The sequence below is a fragment of the Pseudomonas sp. SORGH_AS_0199 genome (genome assembly GCF_031453735.1).
Classification (GTDB): Bacteria; Pseudomonadota; Gammaproteobacteria; order Pseudomonadales; family Pseudomonadaceae; genus Chryseomonas; species Chryseomonas aestiva.
On record NZ_JAVJAE010000001.1, the window covers coordinates 4,707,732 to 4,725,550 of the forward strand.

The following is a 17,819-nucleotide window of genomic DNA, read 5'->3' on the forward strand; positions in this document are numbered from 1 at the left end:
CTCTAGCCACAGGGGTTTTCCGCGGTATCCAGCAGCAGCTTGCTCAACTGCTGTGGCGGCTGGTGCACCAGGCCGGTGGGTGATTCGCAGACGCGCTGTACGAAGTTGTCGCTGAACAGGAGCTTGCCATGGACGAAGTGTTCGTCGGGGCGGCGATTGGGATTGTCGAGGCGGGTCCCCAGGCGTTCCGCCAGCCAGCTGCCGGCCTCGTAGTGGCTGATCCAGCGTTCGCCGCGCAGGTCGTCCAGCGTCTTGGCCGGAGCGTCCCGCGCCACCACGATCACCGGTACGTCGCTGACTTCGGGCACCAGATCGTTGTGCCCCCAGTGACCACCCTCCCCCAGTCGCTGGCCGTGATCGCCGGTGATGATCAGATAGCGCTCACCCTCCAGGCGATCGAAATCGGCGAGGATCTCGGCGAGCAGGCCATCGAGATAGTGTAGGGAATTGTCATAGGCATTGGCCTGGCCCTCGGCCCCGCTATCCGGCCAGGGCGCCGGGGTGCTCTCGTGCCGGTAGTTCTGCGCATAGGGCAGGTGCGCGGTGCGCAGATTCAGCACCACGAAGTTGCGCGGCGCCCACTGCTGCTCGTCGAGGATCTCCAGCAGGGCGCGATCCTGGCGCTGCAGGAAGCGCAGCGGATGGTCCTCGCGGGTAATGGAGACGTCCAGGTAGCGACTGCCCAGGTGCGCCAGCAGCTTGGACTCCTGGGACGACAGCCAATGGGTGCGAAAGCCGGCGGCCTGGGCGAAGCGGAACAGATTGATCTCGCCGCTGCGCAGGCGCTGGTCCTGGCCCGGTTCGCGGATCGGATTGAGCAGATAGGGCAGGCTCACGTCGGTGGCCACCCCCGCCGCGATACCGGGTCGGATCAGCGCCTGGGGATTGGCCGCCAGGTAGGCCGACAGCCTGGGGCTGGTATCGCGCGGGTAGCCAAAGGCGCCCAGGCGATCGCTGCGCAGGGAATCGGCCACCACCAGCCAGACATGCCGCGCAGTGCTGGATATGGGGGCCAGGCCATAGGGTGCATAGGCGGTGGGCGGCAGGACGACATCGTCCCGCCCGGCCAGGCGCACCGCCCAGGCGGAAAAGGCGTTGAGGCTGTTGTGCAGACCGCTGCGACTGGGACTGGGCACGAAGGCGTCGAGGTTGCGGTAGGTGGCGCGATAGGGTTTGGACAGCAGCACCGCGGCGATCAGCAGCAGCGCCCAGCGACTGGCCGGCAGCGGTACCCGGCCTGGCAGCTGGAGATGCAGGGTGAGCAGCAGGCCATAGGGCAGGCCCACGCAGAGCAGCACCGGCCAGTGTTCGGGCAGGCTGAGCCACAGCGTCTGGCGCACCTCGGCGGTATCGCCCAGCAGGGCCTGGATGTCGATGGCGCTGAGCGGCTCGCCGAAGAAACTCAGGTTGCCCAGCTGCAGCAGCTGCATCAGCGCGAACCCCAGCAGGATGACCGCCGCCAGGCGCGGCAGGTTGCTCAGCCAGAGCGCCAGGCTGAACACCCAGAGCGCGGCCACATAGCCCGCTTCCAGCTCGGCGCGGTTGTTTGGCGTGAAGCCTTGCTGCAGGACGTCGTCGGCCAGCAACAGCAGGCAACTCAGACTGCTGAGCAGCAGCAGATTGCGCCAGGGCCGCCAGCCCGAGGCGCGCGGGCGGGAGAAGGCTGCGAGCAGCATCAGGGTGCCCTGCGCACGCGCGAGGAAAGGCAAAGGCAAGCGGGCATGGCGGGCTCCAGCGACAGGGAGCCGCTACCCTGAGGGGCGAACCTTAATGAAGTCTTAGCGGCTCATGCGCGGTAACAGATGAGCCGAGAGGTCAGATACCAGCCGACCGGCTTGACCCTGAAGTCACTTCAGGCTTCAGGATAATCGGCAAAGGGCCTTTGCCCTCTGCCTCCTCAACGCTTCGGAGACCTGTAAATGAGTGGCTCCACCCCTCACCACGACCACGACCACGACCACGATCATCAGCATGGCCACGACCATGGCCATGGTCACTCCCACGCCCCGCGGGTGACCGCCGCCAACGAGCGCAAGCTCAAGCTGGTCTTCGTCCTGACCTTTGGCTACGCCATCGTCCAGGCCGTGGGCGGCTGGTGGTCCGGCTCCCTGGCGCTGATCGCCGATTCCGGGCACATGGTCTCGGATGCCGCGGCCCTGCTGCTGGCCCTGGTGGCCTACCGCGTGGCGGCCAAGGCGGCCAATGCGCGCTTCACCTATGGCTTCCACCGGGTACGCATCCTCGCCGCCCTGACCAATGGCGTCGCCCTGCTGCTGCTGGTGCTGTGGATCGGCTGGGAAGCCATCATGCGGCTGCGCGAGCCCACCGAGGTGCTCTCCGGCCCCATGCTGGTGGTGGCGGTGATCGGCCTGGTGGTCAATATCGTCGGCTTCGTGGTGCTCAACAGCGGCCACAAGGACGACAGCAACCTGCGCGGCGCCCTGCTCCATGTGGCCGGTGACCTGCTGGGTTCGGTGGGCGCCATCGTCGCCGCCCTGGGCATCCTCTGGACCGGCTGGACCTGGCTGGATCCGGCGCTGTCGATCCTGGTCGCCCTGCTCATCGTCAAATCGGCCTGGACCCTGGTGCGCGATGCCGGCGCGGTGCTCTTGCAGGCGGCGCCGCGGGAATTCGACACGGCCGGCGCCACGGCGGCGGTCCGCGCCCTGCCGGAGGTGGCCGAGGTGGGCCATCTGCACGTCTGGACGCTGACCGACGAAACCCGCATCGCCACCCTGCACATCACCCCGGCGCCGGGCAGCGACCCCCTGCGTCTGCCGACCCTGGTGGGCGAGCTGCTGCGCAGTCGCCACGGCCTGCAGCACGTGACGGTACAGGTGGATCCGCCCGGCACCCTCGACGGGCACTGCGCCTAGTCACGCGGGGAAGACTCATCCAGCGGGCGGCGGCGACCGGTCAGCATCGACAGCGGCAGGTTGTCGCCCACCCGCAGGCTTTCCACCACGGCGGCCACGGCATGCAGGCAGACCAGCGCCAGCAGGCCGTTGGCGAACAGCGCGTGCAGGTCTTCGGGCCAGTCGGCGCCCCAGAGGGCATCCACCTCGCGCATGAGAAAGCCGGTGACGCCCAGGCCGCCGATGGCAGCCATCATCAGCAGCATCACCAGGGCGCCCAGGGGCGAATGGCCGAGGCGATGATGGGGCCGCCCCTGCCAGAGATCACGCAGGTGAGCGCTCAGCCGCGCACGGGTCGGCCAGCAGTCGCTCCAACGCGCGCTGCGCGGGCCGACGAAGCCCCAGACCAGCCGCACCAGCAGCCAGGCACTGGCGTAGTAGCCGATCCAGCGGTGCCAGAAGGCGCCCTTCTCGTTGAAGAAATAGTTGGCGAAGAAGGCGGCGGCGACCGACAGGTGGAACAGCCGTACCAGGGGGTCCCAGAGCCGCACGGTCGCCGTCTTCATCAGCTGCCGATCTCGCTCTTGACCGCCTTGCCGCTCACCGGGTCGTGATAGATCTCGACCTTGCGCTTGTCCTTGTCGAAGCCGTAGATCTCGTAGCAGTTGCCCTTGGTGATCTTGAATTTCTTGATCTCGTAGCCCTGGTCTCGCAGCTGCGCCTGGAATTTCTCGGCGTCCTGCCAGGTGGACTTGTCCGCCTGGGTACACTGGGGTTCGGCGGCAAGGGCCAGGGGACTTGCGAACAGCAACGGCAGCAGCAGGCGGCGCATGGCGACACTCCTCGTGGTTGGAGTGGCCAGACTCGGCGCCGAAGCTTAATGCAGTCTTAGGACGCAACGCCCGGTAACAGTTGCCCCTGCCGCTGCGCCAGGACGCCGGCGATGATGGCGCCCTGGCGGCATTGCCGAGAGAGGAAGGCGATCGTGCGGGTACTGCTGGTGGAAGACGACGCGGCCCTGGCCCAGGGCATTCGCATGGCTCTGCGCGGCGAGGGCTATACCCTGGACTGGGTGGCTGACGGCCTGGCCGCCGAGCACGCCCTGGCGTCCGAGCGCTTCGACCTGGTGCTGCTGGACCTGGGCCTGCCGCGCCTCGACGGCCTCGACCTGCTGCGCCGCCTGCGCAGCCAGCCCGACGGCCAGGTGCCGGTGCTGGTGCTCACCTCTCGCGACGCCAAGGCCGATCGCATCCAGGGCCTGGATGCCGGCGCCGACGACTACCTGGTCAAGCCCTGCGACCTGGACGAACTCAAGGCACGCCTGCGCGCCCTGATCCGCCGCAGCTGTGGTCGCGCGCAACCGCTGCTGGAGCACGCCGGCATCAGCCTCGATCCGGCCAGCCAGGTGGTGCACTACCACGGCGCCGAGGTGGCGGTGACGCCCATGGAATACCAGCTGCTGCACCAGTTGCTGCTGCGACCGGGCGCCGTCATCACCCGCGAGCGGCTGAGCAACGCCCTCTATGGCTGGCAGGAAGCCGCCTCGGGCAACACCCTGGAAGTGCTCATCCACAACCTGCGCAAGAAACTCGACAGCGGCCTGATCCGCACCGTGCGCGGGGTGGGCTATCTGCTGGAGCATCAGCCATGATCGCCATCCGCACCCGCATCCTCGCGCCCACCCTGGCCCTGGTGCTGGCCGGCAGCCTGGCCCTCGCGCTGTTGGCCCTGCGCGACAGCCATCGCGAGATCGAGGGCATCTACGACGCCCAGCTGGTCCAGGGCGCGCGCCTGCTGGAAGGCCTGCTGCAGGCCGGCACGCCGGCGGCGGCCAGCTGGCCGGAGCTGATCCGAGTGTTCGATCGGGCCATGCAACCCGTGCCCGGCAGCGTGCCGGCGCACCCTTACGAGAACCAGCTGACCTTCCAGATCTGGACCGCTGATGGTCAGTTGCTGGCTCGTTCCGGCAATGCGCCGCGGCTGACCGAGGTGCCGCCAGAAGGACTGCACGAGGTGTTCGACAACGGACGCGAATGGTGCGGGATGCTGGTGCGTACCGCCGATGGCGGCCTGCGCATCTGGGTCGGCGAGCGCGAGGACCTGCGCCAGGACCTGATCCAGCGCATCGTCAGCCATACCCTCTGGCCGACCCTGGTGGGCCTGCCGCTGCTGGTCGGGGTGCTCTGGCTGCTGCTGGGCTGGGGCCTGCGACCGCTGCAGGACTTCGCCCGCGGCCTGCGCGCGCGTGACCCGCACAGTCTGGCGCCGCTGCCGGGCGGCCCGCTGCCGCCGGAATTGCAACCCATGCGCGGCGCCCTGGATCACCAGCTTGCCCAGTTGCGCGCCCTGCTCGACCGGGAGCGGCGCTTCATCGCCGACGCCGCCCACGAATTGCGTACGCCGCTGGCGATCCTCGACCTGCATGCGCAGAACGCCCAGCGCGCCGAGACGGCCGAGGAGCGCGACGAAGCCCTGGGCTATCTGCGCCAGGGCGTTAGCCGGGCTACCCGCCTGGCCAGCCAGCTGCTGACCCTGGCGCGCCTGGAACCCGGCGCCACCCAGGTCCAGGCGCTGGCACTGGAACCCCTGGTCCGGGAAGAATTGGCAGAATTGACGCCCCTGGCGCTCAGGCATCAGGTGGAGCTGGTGCTGGCGGCCCAGGCTGGACCGCCAGTGCTGGGCGATCCGGACGCCATCGCCATCGCCCTGCAGAATCTGGTGACCAACGCCCTGGCCTTCGCCCCCGCCGGCAGTGCGGTGGAAGTCGGCATCGAAACCAGCCAGGACCAAAGCATCTTGCTGCGGGTGGAGGATCGCGGCCCCGGGGTGGACGAGGCCGAACTGACGCGGTTGTGCGATCGCTTCTACAGCGCCGGCAACCCCCAGGGCGCTGGGCTGGGGCTGGCCATCGTCGAGACCATCACCCGCCGTCTGGGCGGTGCCCTGAGCTTCAGCAATCGGGCGCGGGGCGGCTTTTGCGTGGAGTTGCGCCTGCCGCGCGCGGGCTAGGCCTGCTGGCAACCGCGCGCCAGGACCGGCCGGGCGGGTCGGGTCAGGCGCAGGCCGAGGCCCATCAGCAGCACCACGCCCACCGCCATCAGTAGCCAGGCATTGGCCAGGCTGTCCAGGTGGTCGCGCAGGATGCCGGCGGCCAGCGGCGCCAGGCTGGCGATCAGATAGCCACCGCCCTGGACGAAACCGAGCAAGGCACCGGCTTCGGCGGGATCGCGCACCTGGTCCATCGCCAGGATCAGCGACAGCGGAAACAGCGCGCCGATGCCCAGGCCGAGCAGGATGGCGGTCGGCACCGCCAGTTGCAGCGGCGCCAGTGCCAGGCACAGCAACCCTACCAGCACCACGCCGAGCACCCCCAGCACCAGCGGCCGGCGATTGCGCAGCCGGGCGATGGTGGCCGACAGCAGCAGGCCGGCGCTGACCTCGGCGAGACTCACGCCGCCCAGCAGCAGGCCGCTGTCGGCCGGTTGCCAGCCGAGGCCGGTGTAGTACGGCGGCAGCCAGGCCAGCACTAGGGTATAGGCGGCGGTACCGATGCCGAAGAAGGCCAGCAGCAGCCAGGCCTGGCGCTGCCGCCAGGGTTGCGCGCGGGGTGCCGCGTGCTGCGCCGGCGCATCCGGACGCGCCAGGGCCAGCCAGACGCCGAGCGCCAGCAGCACCGGCAGGGTCCAGAGCGCCAGGCCCTGGGCCCAGCCCCACTGTTCGGCCAGGGGCGCGGCGGTGGCCGCCGCCACGGCCGCCCCACCCATGATGCCGGTGGTGTAGAGGCCCATCAGGGTGCTGGTGCGCTGCGGATGGCAGCGACGGATATAGGCGGGGATCAGCGCCTGTACCAGGGCGATACCGACGCCACCCAGACCGGCGGTGAGGATCAGCCCCAGGCCGCTCGGCTGTTCCCAGCGCAGCGCATTGGCCAGGGCCAGCAGCAGCAGGCCGAGGGCGATGCCACGGCGCTCGCCGAGCCAGGCCTGCAGCCGGGCGCCGCCCAGGGCGCAGAGACCCATGGCGGCGATGGGCAGGGTGGTCAGCGCCCCGGCGCCGCTGCCTTCCAGGCCGGTGGCTGCCTGGATGCCATCCAGCAACGGGCCGATGGCGGCCAGGATGGGTCTGAGGTTGAGGCCAACCAGCAGCACCAGCATTACGGCGAGAAAGGCGTCCTGGCGCGGCGCGGGTGTGGTCGGGGATGAAGGTGAAGCGGAAAGCATGGACAATCTCCAGAATGACGCGATATTTCTCTTGATGAGAAGTATCTTAACATCAAGATATATTCCCGAGGTAAGCCGATGGCCGATCGCGCCGAATTCGCCGTGGACCAGTGGCATCGCGAGCGCCCCGACCTGGATGCCCTGCCCATGCGCCTGGTGGGCCGCCTGGGTGAAGTGGCCCAGGTGCTCAATCGCGATGTGCTGCAGCCTTTTTTCGACGAGCACCGACTGCACTATGGCGAGTTCGATGTCCTGGCCACCCTGAGGCGAGCGGGCGAGCCCTACGCCCTGAGTCCCACGGTGCTCTATGAGTCGGCCATGATCTCCTCGGGCGGCATGACCAATCGCCTCGACCGCCTGGAGCGAGCCGGCCTGATCGAGCGGCGCAGGAATCCCGAGGATCGCCGCAGTACCCTGGTGGCCCTCACCGCGGACGGCTTCGCCCTGATCGATGGCCTGATGGCCGCCCACGTTGACAACGAGCGCCGGGCCCTGGCGACGCTCAGCAAGGCCGAGCAGCAGCAGCTGGACGCCCTGCTGGGCAAGTGGCTGGCCAGCCGCGCGACGGCCTGACGCCATGCTCATCGACTTCAGCTCATGCAACGGCTTGCACGCCGTGGCCCAGGACTATGCCCATGGCGAACGGGTGCCGCCCCATAGCCATCGCCAGGCGCAGCTGATCCATGCGCTCTGCGGCATCGTGATCGTCAACACCGCCCAGGGGCGCTGGGTGGTGCCGCCCGGGCGGGGCGTCTGGGTGCCCGCCGGCGAAGAGCACGACCTGCACCTGCTGGGCCGCGTCGAGGTGCGCACCCTGTTCGTCGATCCGCAGGTACGGGCCGAGCTGCCGACACGCTGCCAGCTGATCGCCGTCTCGCCGCTCCTGCGCGAACTCATCCTGGCCGCCCTGCCCCTGCCTGCCGACAGACTTGCCGAAGGGCGCGCCCACCATATTCTGCAGCTGATGCTCGACGAGTTGCAGGGCTCGCCCACCGCCGGAATGCACCTGCCCTGGCCGGTGGATGCCACCCTCGCTGAACTCTGCCGCCACCTGCGCCAGCACCCGGGCGAACGCTGGACGCTGACCGGCGCCGCCGCGCGACTGGCGGTCAGCGAGCGGACCCTGAGCCGGCTGTTCCTCAAGGAGACCGGCCTGACCTTCGGCCAGTGGCTGCAGCGGGCGCGACTGGATTCCAGTCTGACCTCCCTGGCCGCCGGCCACGCCATCGTCGACGTCGCCCTGGACCACGGCTACGCCAGCCCCAGTGCCTTCGCCACTCGTTTCCGCCAGGTGCTGGGGGTATCGCCCTCGGCCTATCGCGGCCAGGCGGGTCTGCCCGACGCGGTCAGCCCCGCCGCGCCCTGAGTCCCAGCTCGGCCGGATCGACGAGTCCCAGGGCCGCGCCCTGCTCGGTATTGGCGGCCAGGGCCAGGCGACCGCCATAGGGATGGCGCGGATGGATGGTCAGTTGGTTGCAGGCTTCCACCACGCTGGCCACCTCCTCCAGGCGGGAGAAATCGATCCCCGGCGTGATCCCCTGGCTGTAGAGATTCAGCGCCAGGGTCACCAGGTCGACGTTGCCGGTGCGCTCGCCATTGCCGAACAGGCAGCCCTCCACCCGCGTGGCCCCGGCCAGCTGGGCCAGTTCGGCGCAGGCGACGCCGGTGCCACGGTCGTTGTGCGGATGGACGCTGATGGTCACGTGGGGCGCCGGACCCAGGCCACGGATGAAGCCCTCGATCTGATCGGCATAGACATTGGGCGTGGCCACTTCCACCGTCGCCGGCAGATTGAGGATCAGCGGGCGGTCCGCCGACGGCTGCCAGGCCTCGCGCACCGCCTGGCAGATCTCCAGGGCGAAGTCCGCTTCGGTGAAGCAGAAGGTTTCGGGCGAATACTGATAAATCCAGGCCGTCTCCGGCTGGGCGTCGCACAGGGCACGCACCCGCTGGGTACCGGCCACCGCCATGGCCAGGGTGGCGGCGCGATCCTGGTCGAACACCACCCGGCGAAACAGCGGCGCGGTGGCGTTGTAGAGATGAACGATGGCGCGGGGTGCCCCAACCAGGGCCGCGAAGGTGCGCTCGATCAGTTCGCTGCGTGCCGGCGTCATCACCTGCAGCCAGAGATCGTCCGGCAGGCCGTCCGCGGTGACCAGTTCGCGCACGAAATCGAAGTCGGTCTGGGACGCCGCCGGAAAGGCCACCTCGATTTCCCGGTAGCCGATCGCCAGCAACAGGGCGAAGAAGCGCCGCTTGCGCTCCAGCCCCATGGGCTCGATCAGTGCCTGGTTGCCATCGCGCAGGTCGGTTGAGCACCAGCGCGGTGCCTGGGTCAGCTGACGGCCCGGCCATTGGCGGTCGGGTAACGAGGGCGCGGCGAAGGCGCGGTACTTGGTCTGGGGTTGCTTGAGCATGGGGGACTCCAGGGCTGGGCCTCAGAGTCTGACCGCCCCACCGGTCCGCTGCGCTCGCGAGCAGGACAGCCCCCTGCGCGATCCGGACAGCGACGGGCGAAAAAAAACCGCCGGGGAAGGCCCCGGCGGCTTCTCTGTCAGCGCTCCCAGGTCAGCCCACCGAGATGCGCTCCAGCGGCACCGGCTTGAGTCGTGGCGTGAGCACATGGATGACCACGATGGCCACCAGGTAGGCACTGCCGGCGACGATGAAGATCGGCTGGTAGGACTTGAAGATCTCCAGGATGTAGCCGTTGTAGGTGGTCATCAGCATGCCACCAATGGCGCCGGCGGTACCGCCGATGCCGATCACCGAGGCCACGGCTTCCTTGGGGAAGAGGTCCGACGGCAGCGTCATCAGGTTGGCCGACCAGGCCTGGTGGGCCGCGGCGGCGAGGCCGATGATGCCGACCACCAGCCAGAGGCTGGAGACGAACTGGGCGGTGACGATGGGCACGACCGCCAGGGCGCAGAGCAGCATGGTGGTCTTGCGCGCCAGGTTGGCGCTGCGGCCCAGCTTCATCTGCTTGGAAGAGCCCCAGCCACCCATCACCGAACCGATGTCGGCGAGGATGTAGATGGCGATCAGCGGCGGACCGAAGGATTTCAGATTCAGGCCGTAGGTCTTGCCGAGAAAGTCCGGCAGCCAGAACAGGTACAGCCACCAGATCGGATCGGTGAGGAACTTGCCGGCGGCATAGGCCCAGGTCTCGCGGAAGGTCAGCAGCTTGAACCAGGAGATCTTGGTCGGGGCGCTCGGGGTAGCCGCCACCGGGGAGCCGTCGTCGGCCTGGATATAGGCCAGCTCTTCACGACTCACCTTGGGGTGCTCGTGGGGGCGGCGATAGATCAGCAGCCAGGCGATCAGCCACAGGGCGGTGACGATGCCGATGGAGATGAATGCCGCGCGCCAGCCCCAGGCCAGGGTGATGGCCGGAACCAGCAAAGGTGTGATGATCGGACCCATGGCAGTGCCGGCGTTGAACAGCCCGGTGGCCTGGGCGCGTTCCTTTTGCGGAAACCATTCCGACACCGCCTTGAGGCTGGCCGGAAAGCTTCCGGACTCGCCGAAGCCGAGGGTGAAGCGCACCAGCACGAAGTGGGTGACGGTATGGGCGATGCCGTGACCGATGCTGGCGATGGTCCAGATGGTGAAGGCCAGGGCATAGCCGATGCGCACCCCGACCTTGTCGATGATGCGGCCAAAGGTCAGGAAGCCGATGGCATAGGCGCATTGGAACCAGAACACGATCTTGGCGTAGTCGGTCTCCGTCCAGCCCAGGTCCGCCTGCAGCGTGGGCTTGAGGATGCCGATCATCTGGCGATCGATGTAGTTGATGCCGATGGCGATGAACAGCAGGGCGCAGATCAGCCAGCGGTAGCGGGTGATGCGGGAGGCTTGCTGAGTAGCGGCGACGGGCGGGACCTGCGGCCGCAGGGCGGACTCCGTCTCGGGAGTGACCTGGATAGTCATTGAATGGGCTTCCTGACTTGTTGTTATTGACCGGCGTGAACCGGGGTCGTTGGAAAGCTGTTACCAGATATTCATATGACATCGTATGAGTGACTTTCGAAGGTGTCAATCCACCCAAAGCAGAGTGGTCAGACATCTCTCAAGAGGCTAGACCCGGGCCGCTCAAGCCCGCCCTGGTGCTCGCGCCGGGCACCCGCCCGGCCCCTGGACACCGCCGTGAAGAATCTGTGACGCGCCTGGCACTTTCTCATCCCGGGCCGTCTAATGCCGGTCTTTGAAGCGAAGTCGTCGCCTCATCCCTCTTGCCGAGCCTGCCGTGCCTGTCGCCGACATCCCTTCCCTGCTGGCGCGCCTTGCCGAGCTGGAGCAGAGCAATCAGCAGCTGCGCCAGCAGCTCGACGCCCGCGTTGCGCCTCCTGAAAACAGCACGACCCTGGCCAGCGAACGCTACCAGTTCCTGTTCAACGCCATGGATGAAGGCTTCTGCATCATCGAATTCATCGACGGCCCCCTTGGGCCGCTGAGCGACTACGTGCATGTCGAGGCCAATCCGGCCTATGCCGCCCATGCCGGCATTCCCAACGTGGTGGGCCAGAAGTTGCGCGACATGGTCGGCGACGAGGCCCAGGCCTGGCTGGATCGCTATGGCCATGTGCTGCGTACGGGCGAAGCCATCCGCTTCGAGCAGGAACTGGTGGCCACCGGGCGCTACCTGGAGCTGACCGCCTTTCGCATCGAGCCGGCCAGCCGCCGCCAGGTCGCCGTGCTGTTCCAGGACATCACCCCACGCAAGCGCGCCGAGGTGGCCCTGCGGCAACTCAACGAAACCCTCGAAGAGCGGGTGCAGGCGGCGCTGGTCGCCAATCGCATCCTGGCCAACGTGGTGGACGCCGCCAGCTCCATGATCCACGTACTGGACTTCGATTTCCGCTGGCTGGCGGTCAACGGCTCCGGCGCCGAGGTGTTCGAAGAGGTGATCGGGGTAAGGCCGCGCATCGGCGACTCCTTCAGCGAAAGCCTGAAGCGGCGGCCTGACCTGCGTGACGGCATCCTCGCGCACTGGCGCCGCGCCTTCGCCGGCGAGACGTTCAGCACCATCATCTCGGTGCACAGGGGATCGCTGCAGCATCATTACGAATTGCAATTCAGTCCGCTGCTCGACGCCGAGGGCCAGCGCATCGGCGCCTATCAGTTCGCCTATGACGTCACCGAGCGCCTCAACGAGCAGGAGCGCATCCGGCTCATGGAAGAAGCCCTGCGGCAATCGCAGAAGATGGAGGCCGTCGGCCAGCTCACCGGTGGCATCGCCCATGACTTCAACAACCTGCTGACCGGCATCCTCGGTTCGCTGGAATTGCTCGACCTGCGCCTGCGCCAGGGCCGGCTGCAGGACCTCGAGCGCTACACCGGCACCGCCCGCAGCGCCGCCCAGCGCGCCGCCGCCCTGACCCACCGGTTGCTGGCCTTTTCCCGTCGCCAGACCCTGGATCCGCAGCCGGTGGCCCTGGAGCAACTGGTCATCGGTCTGGAAGACCTCATCCAGCGCAGCATCGGCCCGCAGATCGCCCTGGAGCGCGAGGCCGATCCCAGGCTCTGGCTGACCCACATCGACGGCGCGCAGCTGGAAAACGCCCTGCTCAACCTCTGCCTCAACGCCCGCGACGCCATGCCCGACGGCGGGCGCATCCGTATCGTCCTGAGCAACGAGCGCCTGGACGAGACCCAGGCCGAGCGCCAGGCGCTGCCCCCGGGTGACTATGTGCGCCTGAGCGTGGGCGATACCGGCAGCGGCATGAGCGACGAGGTCCTCGACAGGGCCTTCGACCCCTTCTTCACCACCAAACCCATTGGCCAGGGCACCGGCCTGGGATTGTCCATGGTGCACGGCTTCGTGCTGCAGTCGGGTGGCGAGATCCGCATCGACTCCGCGCCCGGCGCCGGTACCTGGGTACATCTCTATCTGCCGCGCCAGCGCCTGGCACCGGTGGCCAGCGCGCCGGTCTATCCCGAGCTCGAACCCAGCAGGCCCGGCCAGGGCGAGACCATCCTGGTGGTGGATGACGAGCCGACCATCCGCACCCTGCTGGTGGATGCCATGCTCGCCCAGGGCTACCAGGTGCTGGAGGCAGCCGATGCCGCCACCGCCCTGGCACTGGTCACGTCTGCTACCTCTCTGGATCTGCTGGTGACCGACGTCGGCCTGCCGGGGACGCTCAATGGCCGCCAGCTGGCCGATGCCCTGCGCCGGCTGCGACCGCAGTTGCCGGTGCTGTTCATCACCGGCTATGCCGAGGCCAATGTCATCGGGGACGGCGATCTCGACGCCGGCATGCGGGTCCTGACCAAGCCCTTCACCCTGGATACCCTGGAGCGACGAATCCAGGCGATGCTGCAGCCGTCCTGAGCGGCGACCGGGCAACACCTGATAGCTCTTTGCTATCATCCGCCCTTTGCGTCGCTACCCGTGCCCTCGCCCATGGACAAGCTCTCCCTGCTTCACCTGTTGCTGATCTTTACCGCCATCGCCTGCATGGCCCTGCTGGCCGAGCTGATTCGCTAGCGGCGTTAAGGCAGCCATAAGGCGGGCGGTGGCAAGCTCTCCTCCATGCCGAAAGGCATCGTAGAAGCTGACATCTGCGCTTTTAGCCCGGGAGGATCCCGGGCTTTTTTTTCGCGTCGACAAAATGCGCAGCAGTCCACGGGTCCGCGCTTTGCCACTGCAGCGCCCTCTGCCAGGCCTGGCAAGATGGGGCTCAGGTCCAGGAGGGACAGTCATGATCACCAGGATGCCGTCAGCCCACGCTCAGTCGCTCGCCTTCGATGTCTGCCCCCTCGGCGCCGACGTCCAGTCCCTGTCCATCGATCTGCTCCGCCAAGGCTTTCTGGCGCTGGATCATCATGGGCAGCTGGACATGAGTCGCGAGCTCAAGCGCCAGTTGCGCGAGCGGCTGGTCGAACAACTGGATGCCCAGCTGCCCGCGGTCGCGGCCGCCGCGCTGGAACGCTCCACTCCGCAACCGCAGGCCTTGCCGCAGCGTCGCAGCCGCGGCGGCTGATCCTCCCTTTCAGTCCCGATAATCCGGCTCCAGCCGCAGCAGCTGGCGCTTCACGCTTTCCAGATGCAGCCGGGCGCTGTCGGCGTTGCCCTGCAGCAGCTGCTGGCAGGCGGCGTGCGCGATGGCCGGTGCCACTGGCTTCAACGGCCGGCCGCTGGCCATGGCCTTGAGTTGCACCTCGGCGGCGCGCTCCAGGTAGTAGAGATCGTCCCAGGCCTCGGCGATGCTCGGCCCCAGCACCAGCGGTCCGTGATTCTTCAGCATGACCACCGCCGCGTCACCCGCCGCCCGGGCGATGCGTTCGCCTTCGGCCGCATCCAGCGCCAGGCCGTTGTAGTCCTCGTCCACGCTCAGGCGGTCATAGAACTTCAGCGCGGTCTGCCCGGCCCAGACGAAGGGGTCTCCCTCCAACAGGCAGAGCGCCGTGGCGTGGGGCATATGGGTGTGGAAGGCCGCCCGCGCCCCGGGATTGAGCCGGTGCAGCTGGGCATGGATATAAAAGGCGGTGGCCTCGGGTGCCCCCTCCCCCACGACCACACCGCCCGCGAAGTCGCAGATCAGCAGCGCGAACGCCGTGACCTCGGCGAAGGCCAGGCCATAGGGATTGACCAGGAATAGGTCGTCGTGGCCGGGCACCACGAAGGAAAAGTGATTGCAGATCCCCTCACCCAGGCCCAGGCGGGCGGCCATGCGAAAACAGGCGGCGAGATCGATGCGGGCCTGGCGGATGGCCGGGGTATCCAGATCACGGTGACGGGTAGCGGCGACGGTACTCTCGAAAGCGTGGGCCATGGGCAGCTCCTTGGACGGGGACCCAGGTGTTGCACAAAGGATGCCGCCCCCTGTCATAGCGTTGTCATCATAAAATTGCAGCAATCCCTTGTTACATCTCTGCTGTCTTTCCACCTGCGCAGAGAATCTTCCATGACGTTCCTTCCTACCCGTCTTGCCCGTGCCTGCAGTCTCGCCCTACTTGCCAGCTCGGCCGTCATGGCCGCGGAACCGGCGCGCAACGTCATCCTCTTCATCCCCGATGGCCTGCGCGCCAACATCGTCGATGCCCAGACCGCACCGAATCTGGCCCAGCTGCGGCGCGAGGGCGTGAACTTCCAGAACAGCCACTCGCTGTTCCCGACCTTCACCACGCCCAATGCCTCGGCCCTGGCCACCGGGCACTACCTGGGCGACACCGGGGATTTCAGTAACACGATCTACACCGGCTTCCCGGTTCCAGGGGCGAACAACAGTGTCACGCCCTTCCTGGAAAACGACGAGGTCCTGGGCGACGTCGACGAACATTTCGCCGGCAACTACCTGGACGAGGAAACCCTGCTCGCCGCCGCGCGCCAGGCGGGCCTCTCCACCGCCGCCGTCGGCAAGCTCGGCCCGGTGGCCATCCAGGACGTGACCGCCCGCGACGGCGAGAAGACGGTGATCGTCGACGACTCCACCGGCCATCCCACCGGCATTCCCCTGAGCGCGGCCATGCAGGACGCCCTGAAACAGGCCGGTCTGCCGCTGGAAGCCCCGAGCCGGGGCGCCAACGGCAAGGCCGGCAACGCCACCACGCCTGGCACCCTGAGCGCCAACGTCGAGCAGCAGCGCTACTTCCTCGAGGTCACCAACCAGGTGCTGCTGCCGCGTTTCAAGGAAAGCGGCAAGCCCTTCGTGCTGGTGTTCTGGTCGCGCGATCCCGACGGCACCCAGCACAACCAGGGCGACAGCCTGGGCAAGGTCACCCCGGGCATCAACGGCCCCACCAGCCTGGCCGCCATCCGCAACGTCGATGCCAACCTCGGCGCCCTGCGCGCCCGGCTGAAGGAACTGGGCCTGGACGGCAACACCGACATCTTCGTCAGCGCCGACCACGGCTTCTCCACCATTTCCAAGGAGAGCAAGACCAGTCCGGCGGCCAAGGCCAGCTACCCCGACGTGCCCAAGGGGCAGCTGCCACCCGGCTTCCTCGCCCTGGATCTCGCCGCGGCGCTGAACTTGCCGCTGCTCGATCCGGACGCCAAGGACACCGCAGTGGCGATGGACCAGGGCCAGCACCCGAGCAAGGCCAATGGCCTGATCGGCCCCGACGCGACCAAGCCGGAGGTGGTGGTGGCGGCCAACGGCGGTTCGGACCTGGTCTATCTGCCCCAGGGCGATGCCAAGGCGCTGGCGCCCAAGGTGGTCGCGGCGCTGCTCAAGCAGGATTACGTCAGCGGCCTGTTCGTCGACGACGACCTGGGCAAGATCCCCGGCACCCTGCCGCTCTCGGCGATCAACCTCAAGGGCTCGGCGCTCACCCCCTATCCGGCCATCGTGGTCAACTTCCGCTCCTATGACAGCGGCTGCGGCAAACCCGACGTCTGCGCCGTGGAAGTGGCCGACACCGGGCTGCAGCAGGGCCAGGGCATGCACGGCAGCTTCAGCCGCGGCGATACCCACAACTTCATGGCGGCGATCGGTCCGGACTTCCGCAAGGGCTTCGTCGACCTGAGTCCGGTCAGCAACGCCGACGTCGGCCAGACCCTGGCGCACCTGCTGCACCTGGAGATCCCGGCCAAGGGGCAACTGGTCGGTCGGGTGATCGGCGAGAGTCTGGAGGGCGGCAAGCCGGTCAAGGCCAGCCACCAGGTGCAGCGCTCGGCACCGGCGGCGGGCGGGCTGGTCACCGAACTCAAGACCCAGAATGTCGGCGACACCCGCTACTTCGATGCCGCCGGCTTCAAGGGACGCTCGGTCGGGCTGTGATCCGTGCCTAGAGGCTAAGGGTGCCGCGGATGCAGTCCTGCACCGCGCCCCCCACCCAGATGCGGTCGGCGATACGGGCTACCCGTACCCGGCCGCGCCGGCCCAGCGCCGTGCCCTGGCTGGCCAGGTAGCGCTCCGGCGCCAGGCCCGCCGGGATCAGCCACTGCGCCAGGCTGGCGTTGAGGCTGCCGGTGACCGGGTCTTCGGCGAATTCCTCGCCCATCAGGGCGCGCACCTCGAATTGCGCCTCGGCATCGCTGCCCGTCCAGGGGGCGATCAGGCCGACGTTGAGGCCTTCCAGGGCGGCATAGTCCGGGCGGATCGCCAGCAAGTCCTCACGACTCTCCAGAAGCACCGCGACCCAGCCGGGACCGTTGTCGGCCCACTGGCTGGCCTGGATGCGTTCGGGCGAAAGACCGGTGCCGCGGGCGATGCGTGCCAGGACCTCGGGCTCCACCGCGCCGCCTCGCACCAGCGGCGGCGCGGCAAAGGCCAGTTCCTCTCCGGCGGCACGGATCGCCACCAGGCCGGCGCCGCATTCCTGGATCACCTCGCCGCCCTTGGGTCGTCCGCCTTCACGCAACCAGACATGGCAGCTGCCCAGGGTCGGATGACCGGCGAAGGGCAACTCGCGCTGCGGGGTGAAGATGCGCACCCGGTAGTCCGCCGCTGGATCGGTGGGTTCGAGGAGAAAGGTGGTCTCCGACAGGTTGGTCCAGCGCGCCAGGGCGGCCATCTGCGCGGTGGAAAGCCCATCGGCGCCACAGACCACCGCCAGGGCATTGCCCTCCAGGGGGCGCTGGGCGAAGACATCGACCTGATGAAAGACGAGGGACATGACGGCGGACTCCTGGGGCAAAGAGCCGATTGTCCGCGGTTGGCAGGCGCTAGGAACAGCCACAGCCAGGTGGCCAAGGGGCCGTACAGAAGGGTATTGCGCGTGGGATTCGCGTGGAAAACGCTGCGCGGTTTTCCACTCTACGGTGTTGCCCTACAGCATCGACGCGGGGCTTGCC

Annotated in this window: 16 protein-coding genes; 8 read left to right on the forward strand and 8 right to left on the reverse strand. The window is 68.0% G+C overall.

The features are described 5' to 3' along the window. Nucleotides 1-2: 2 nt before the first annotated feature. Nucleotides 3-1,676 carry a phosphoethanolamine transferase gene (locus tag QE444_RS22060; protein WP_285386515.1) on the reverse strand — a complete coding sequence of 558 codons (1,674 nt, stop codon included), beginning with the start codon at nucleotides 1,674-1,676 and terminating at the stop codon, nucleotides 3-5. A gap of 243 nt (nucleotides 1,677-1,919) precedes the next feature. Between QE444_RS22060 and QE444_RS22065 the strand changes: the two genes are divergently transcribed. Continuing rightward, a complete protein-coding gene (locus QE444_RS22065; RefSeq protein WP_285386517.1) occupies nucleotides 1,920-2,876 on the forward strand; it encodes a cation diffusion facilitator family transporter in 957 nt (318 codons plus the stop codon). On the opposite strand, the gene QE444_RS22070 is transcribed toward QE444_RS22065, so the two are convergent. Both QE444_RS22070 and QE444_RS22075 read right to left on the reverse strand, forming a co-directional pair. Continuing rightward, nucleotides 2,873-3,421, reverse strand: a complete 549-nt coding sequence (locus QE444_RS22070) for a cytochrome b/b6 domain-containing protein (protein WP_133861366.1) — start codon at nucleotides 3,419-3,421, stop codon at nucleotides 2,873-2,875. The two genes, QE444_RS22065 and QE444_RS22070, sit on opposite strands and share 4 nt — an antisense overlap. Continuing rightward, complete coding sequence (locus QE444_RS22075) at nucleotides 3,421-3,687, reverse strand: PepSY domain-containing protein (RefSeq protein ID WP_133861367.1); 267 nt, start codon at nucleotides 3,685-3,687, stop codon at nucleotides 3,421-3,423. The genes QE444_RS22070 and QE444_RS22075 overlap by 1 nt, the downstream gene beginning before the upstream one ends. Nucleotides 3,688-3,840: 153 nt before the next feature. Between QE444_RS22075 and QE444_RS22080 the strand changes: the two genes are divergently transcribed. Together QE444_RS22080 and QE444_RS22085 are read left to right on the forward strand one after the other, a co-directional pair. Further along, complete coding sequence (locus tag QE444_RS22080) at nucleotides 3,841-4,506, forward strand: response regulator (protein WP_285386518.1); 666 nt, start codon at nucleotides 3,841-3,843, stop codon at nucleotides 4,504-4,506. Beyond that, nucleotides 4,503-5,864, forward strand: a complete 1,362-nt coding sequence (locus tag QE444_RS22085) for an ATP-binding protein (RefSeq protein WP_285386519.1) — start codon at nucleotides 4,503-4,505, stop codon at nucleotides 5,862-5,864. The genes QE444_RS22080 and QE444_RS22085 overlap by 4 nt, the downstream gene beginning before the upstream one ends. Here the strand turns inward: QE444_RS22085 and QE444_RS22090 are convergent. Beyond that, on the reverse strand, nucleotides 5,861-7,009 hold the full coding sequence (locus QE444_RS22090) for an MFS transporter (protein ID WP_285386529.1): 1,149 nt from the start codon (nucleotides 7,007-7,009) through the stop codon (nucleotides 5,861-5,863). The two genes, QE444_RS22085 and QE444_RS22090, sit on opposite strands and share 4 nt — an antisense overlap. A gap of 144 nt (nucleotides 7,010-7,153) precedes the next feature. Between QE444_RS22090 and QE444_RS22095 the strand changes: the two genes are divergently transcribed. Together QE444_RS22095 and QE444_RS22100 are read left to right on the forward strand one after the other, a co-directional pair. Beyond that, the gene (locus QE444_RS22095) at nucleotides 7,154-7,648 is read left to right on the forward strand and encodes a MarR family transcriptional regulator (RefSeq protein ID WP_285386520.1); all 495 of its coding nucleotides are present in this window, start codon (nucleotides 7,154-7,156) and stop codon (nucleotides 7,646-7,648) included. Between the two features lie 4 nt (nucleotides 7,649-7,652). Further along, entirely contained in the window at nucleotides 7,653-8,441 is a 789-nt protein-coding gene (locus QE444_RS22100) for a helix-turn-helix transcriptional regulator (RefSeq protein WP_309741706.1), read from the forward strand. On the opposite strand, the gene QE444_RS22105 is transcribed toward QE444_RS22100, so the two are convergent. Both QE444_RS22105 and QE444_RS22110 read right to left on the reverse strand, forming a co-directional pair. Further along, nucleotides 8,422-9,492, reverse strand: a complete 1,071-nt coding sequence (locus QE444_RS22105) for a 2-isopropylmalate synthase (RefSeq protein WP_160923929.1) — start codon at nucleotides 9,490-9,492, stop codon at nucleotides 8,422-8,424. The genes QE444_RS22100 and QE444_RS22105 overlap by 20 nt on opposite strands. 151 nt (nucleotides 9,493-9,643) lie before the next feature. Next, nucleotides 9,644-11,005 (reverse strand): MFS transporter, encoded by a 1,362-nt coding sequence (locus QE444_RS22110; RefSeq protein ID WP_133861371.1) that lies wholly within the window; start codon nucleotides 11,003-11,005, stop codon nucleotides 9,644-9,646. A 316-nt stretch (nucleotides 11,006-11,321) separates the two neighbouring features. Between QE444_RS22110 and QE444_RS22115 the strand changes: the two genes are divergently transcribed. Next, a complete protein-coding gene (locus QE444_RS22115; protein WP_285386522.1) occupies nucleotides 11,322-13,409 on the forward strand; it encodes a PAS domain-containing protein in 2,088 nt (695 codons plus the stop codon). A gap of 370 nt (nucleotides 13,410-13,779) precedes the next feature. Further along, nucleotides 13,780-14,061, forward strand: coding sequence for a hypothetical protein (locus QE444_RS22120; protein ID WP_187980298.1), 282 nt, complete (start codon nucleotides 13,780-13,782; stop codon nucleotides 14,059-14,061). A gap of 9 nt (nucleotides 14,062-14,070) precedes the next feature. Here QE444_RS22120 and QE444_RS22125 read toward each other — a convergent pair whose 3' ends face one another. Then, nucleotides 14,071-14,853, reverse strand: coding sequence for an aldolase (locus tag QE444_RS22125; protein WP_285386523.1), 783 nt, complete (start codon nucleotides 14,851-14,853; stop codon nucleotides 14,071-14,073). Between the two features lie 132 nt (nucleotides 14,854-14,985). On the opposite strand from QE444_RS22125, the gene QE444_RS22130 reads away from it, so the two are divergent. After that, complete coding sequence (locus QE444_RS22130) at nucleotides 14,986-16,803, forward strand: nucleotide pyrophosphatase/phosphodiesterase family protein (RefSeq protein ID WP_285386524.1); 1,818 nt, start codon at nucleotides 14,986-14,988, stop codon at nucleotides 16,801-16,803. Nucleotides 16,804-16,810: 7 nt separating this feature from the next. Here the strand turns inward: QE444_RS22130 and QE444_RS22135 are convergent, their stop codons facing one another. Then, entirely contained in the window at nucleotides 16,811-17,641 is an 831-nt protein-coding gene (locus QE444_RS22135) for a PhzF family phenazine biosynthesis protein (protein ID WP_187980301.1), read from the reverse strand. Nucleotides 17,642-17,819 lie beyond the last annotated feature (178 nt).

Bases quoted from the DNA above. Each gene is read 5' to 3' on its own strand.
- QE444_RS22060 (WP_285386515.1), bottom strand. From the start codon at position 1,676: ATGCTGCTCGCAGCCTTCTCCCGCCCGCGCGCCTCGGGCTGGCGGCCC.
- QE444_RS22070 (WP_133861366.1), bottom strand. From the start codon at position 3,421: ATGAAGACGGCGACCGTGCGGCTCTGGGACCCCCTGGTACGGCTGTTC.
- QE444_RS22105 (WP_160923929.1), bottom strand. From the start codon at position 9,492: ATGCTCAAGCAACCCCAGACCAAGTACCGCGCCTTCGCCGCGCCCTCG.
- QE444_RS22135 (WP_187980301.1), bottom strand. From the start codon at position 17,641: ATGTCCCTCGTCTTTCATCAGGTCGATGTCTTCGCCCAGCGCCCCCTG.
- QE444_RS22075 (WP_133861367.1), bottom strand. From the start codon at position 3,687: ATGCGCCGCCTGCTGCTGCCGTTGCTGTTCGCAAGTCCCCTGGCCCTT.
- QE444_RS22125 (WP_285386523.1), bottom strand. From the start codon at position 14,853: ATGGCCCACGCTTTCGAGAGTACCGTCGCCGCTACCCGTCACCGTGAT.
- QE444_RS22110 (WP_133861371.1), bottom strand. From the start codon at position 11,005: ATGACTATCCAGGTCACTCCCGAGACGGAGTCCGCCCTGCGGCCGCAG.
- QE444_RS22065 (WP_285386517.1), top strand. From the start codon at position 1,920: ATGAGTGGCTCCACCCCTCACCACGACCACGACCACGACCACGATCAT.
- QE444_RS22085 (WP_285386519.1), top strand. From the start codon at position 4,503: ATGATCGCCATCCGCACCCGCATCCTCGCGCCCACCCTGGCCCTGGTG.
- QE444_RS22090 (WP_285386529.1), bottom strand. From the start codon at position 7,009: ATGCTGGTGCTGCTGGTTGGCCTCAACCTCAGACCCATCCTGGCCGCC.
- QE444_RS22130 (WP_285386524.1), top strand. From the start codon at position 14,986: ATGACGTTCCTTCCTACCCGTCTTGCCCGTGCCTGCAGTCTCGCCCTA.
- QE444_RS22095 (WP_285386520.1), top strand. From the start codon at position 7,154: ATGGCCGATCGCGCCGAATTCGCCGTGGACCAGTGGCATCGCGAGCGC.
- QE444_RS22120 (WP_187980298.1), top strand. From the start codon at position 13,780: ATGATCACCAGGATGCCGTCAGCCCACGCTCAGTCGCTCGCCTTCGAT.
- QE444_RS22100 (WP_309741706.1), top strand. From the start codon at position 7,653: ATGCTCATCGACTTCAGCTCATGCAACGGCTTGCACGCCGTGGCCCAG.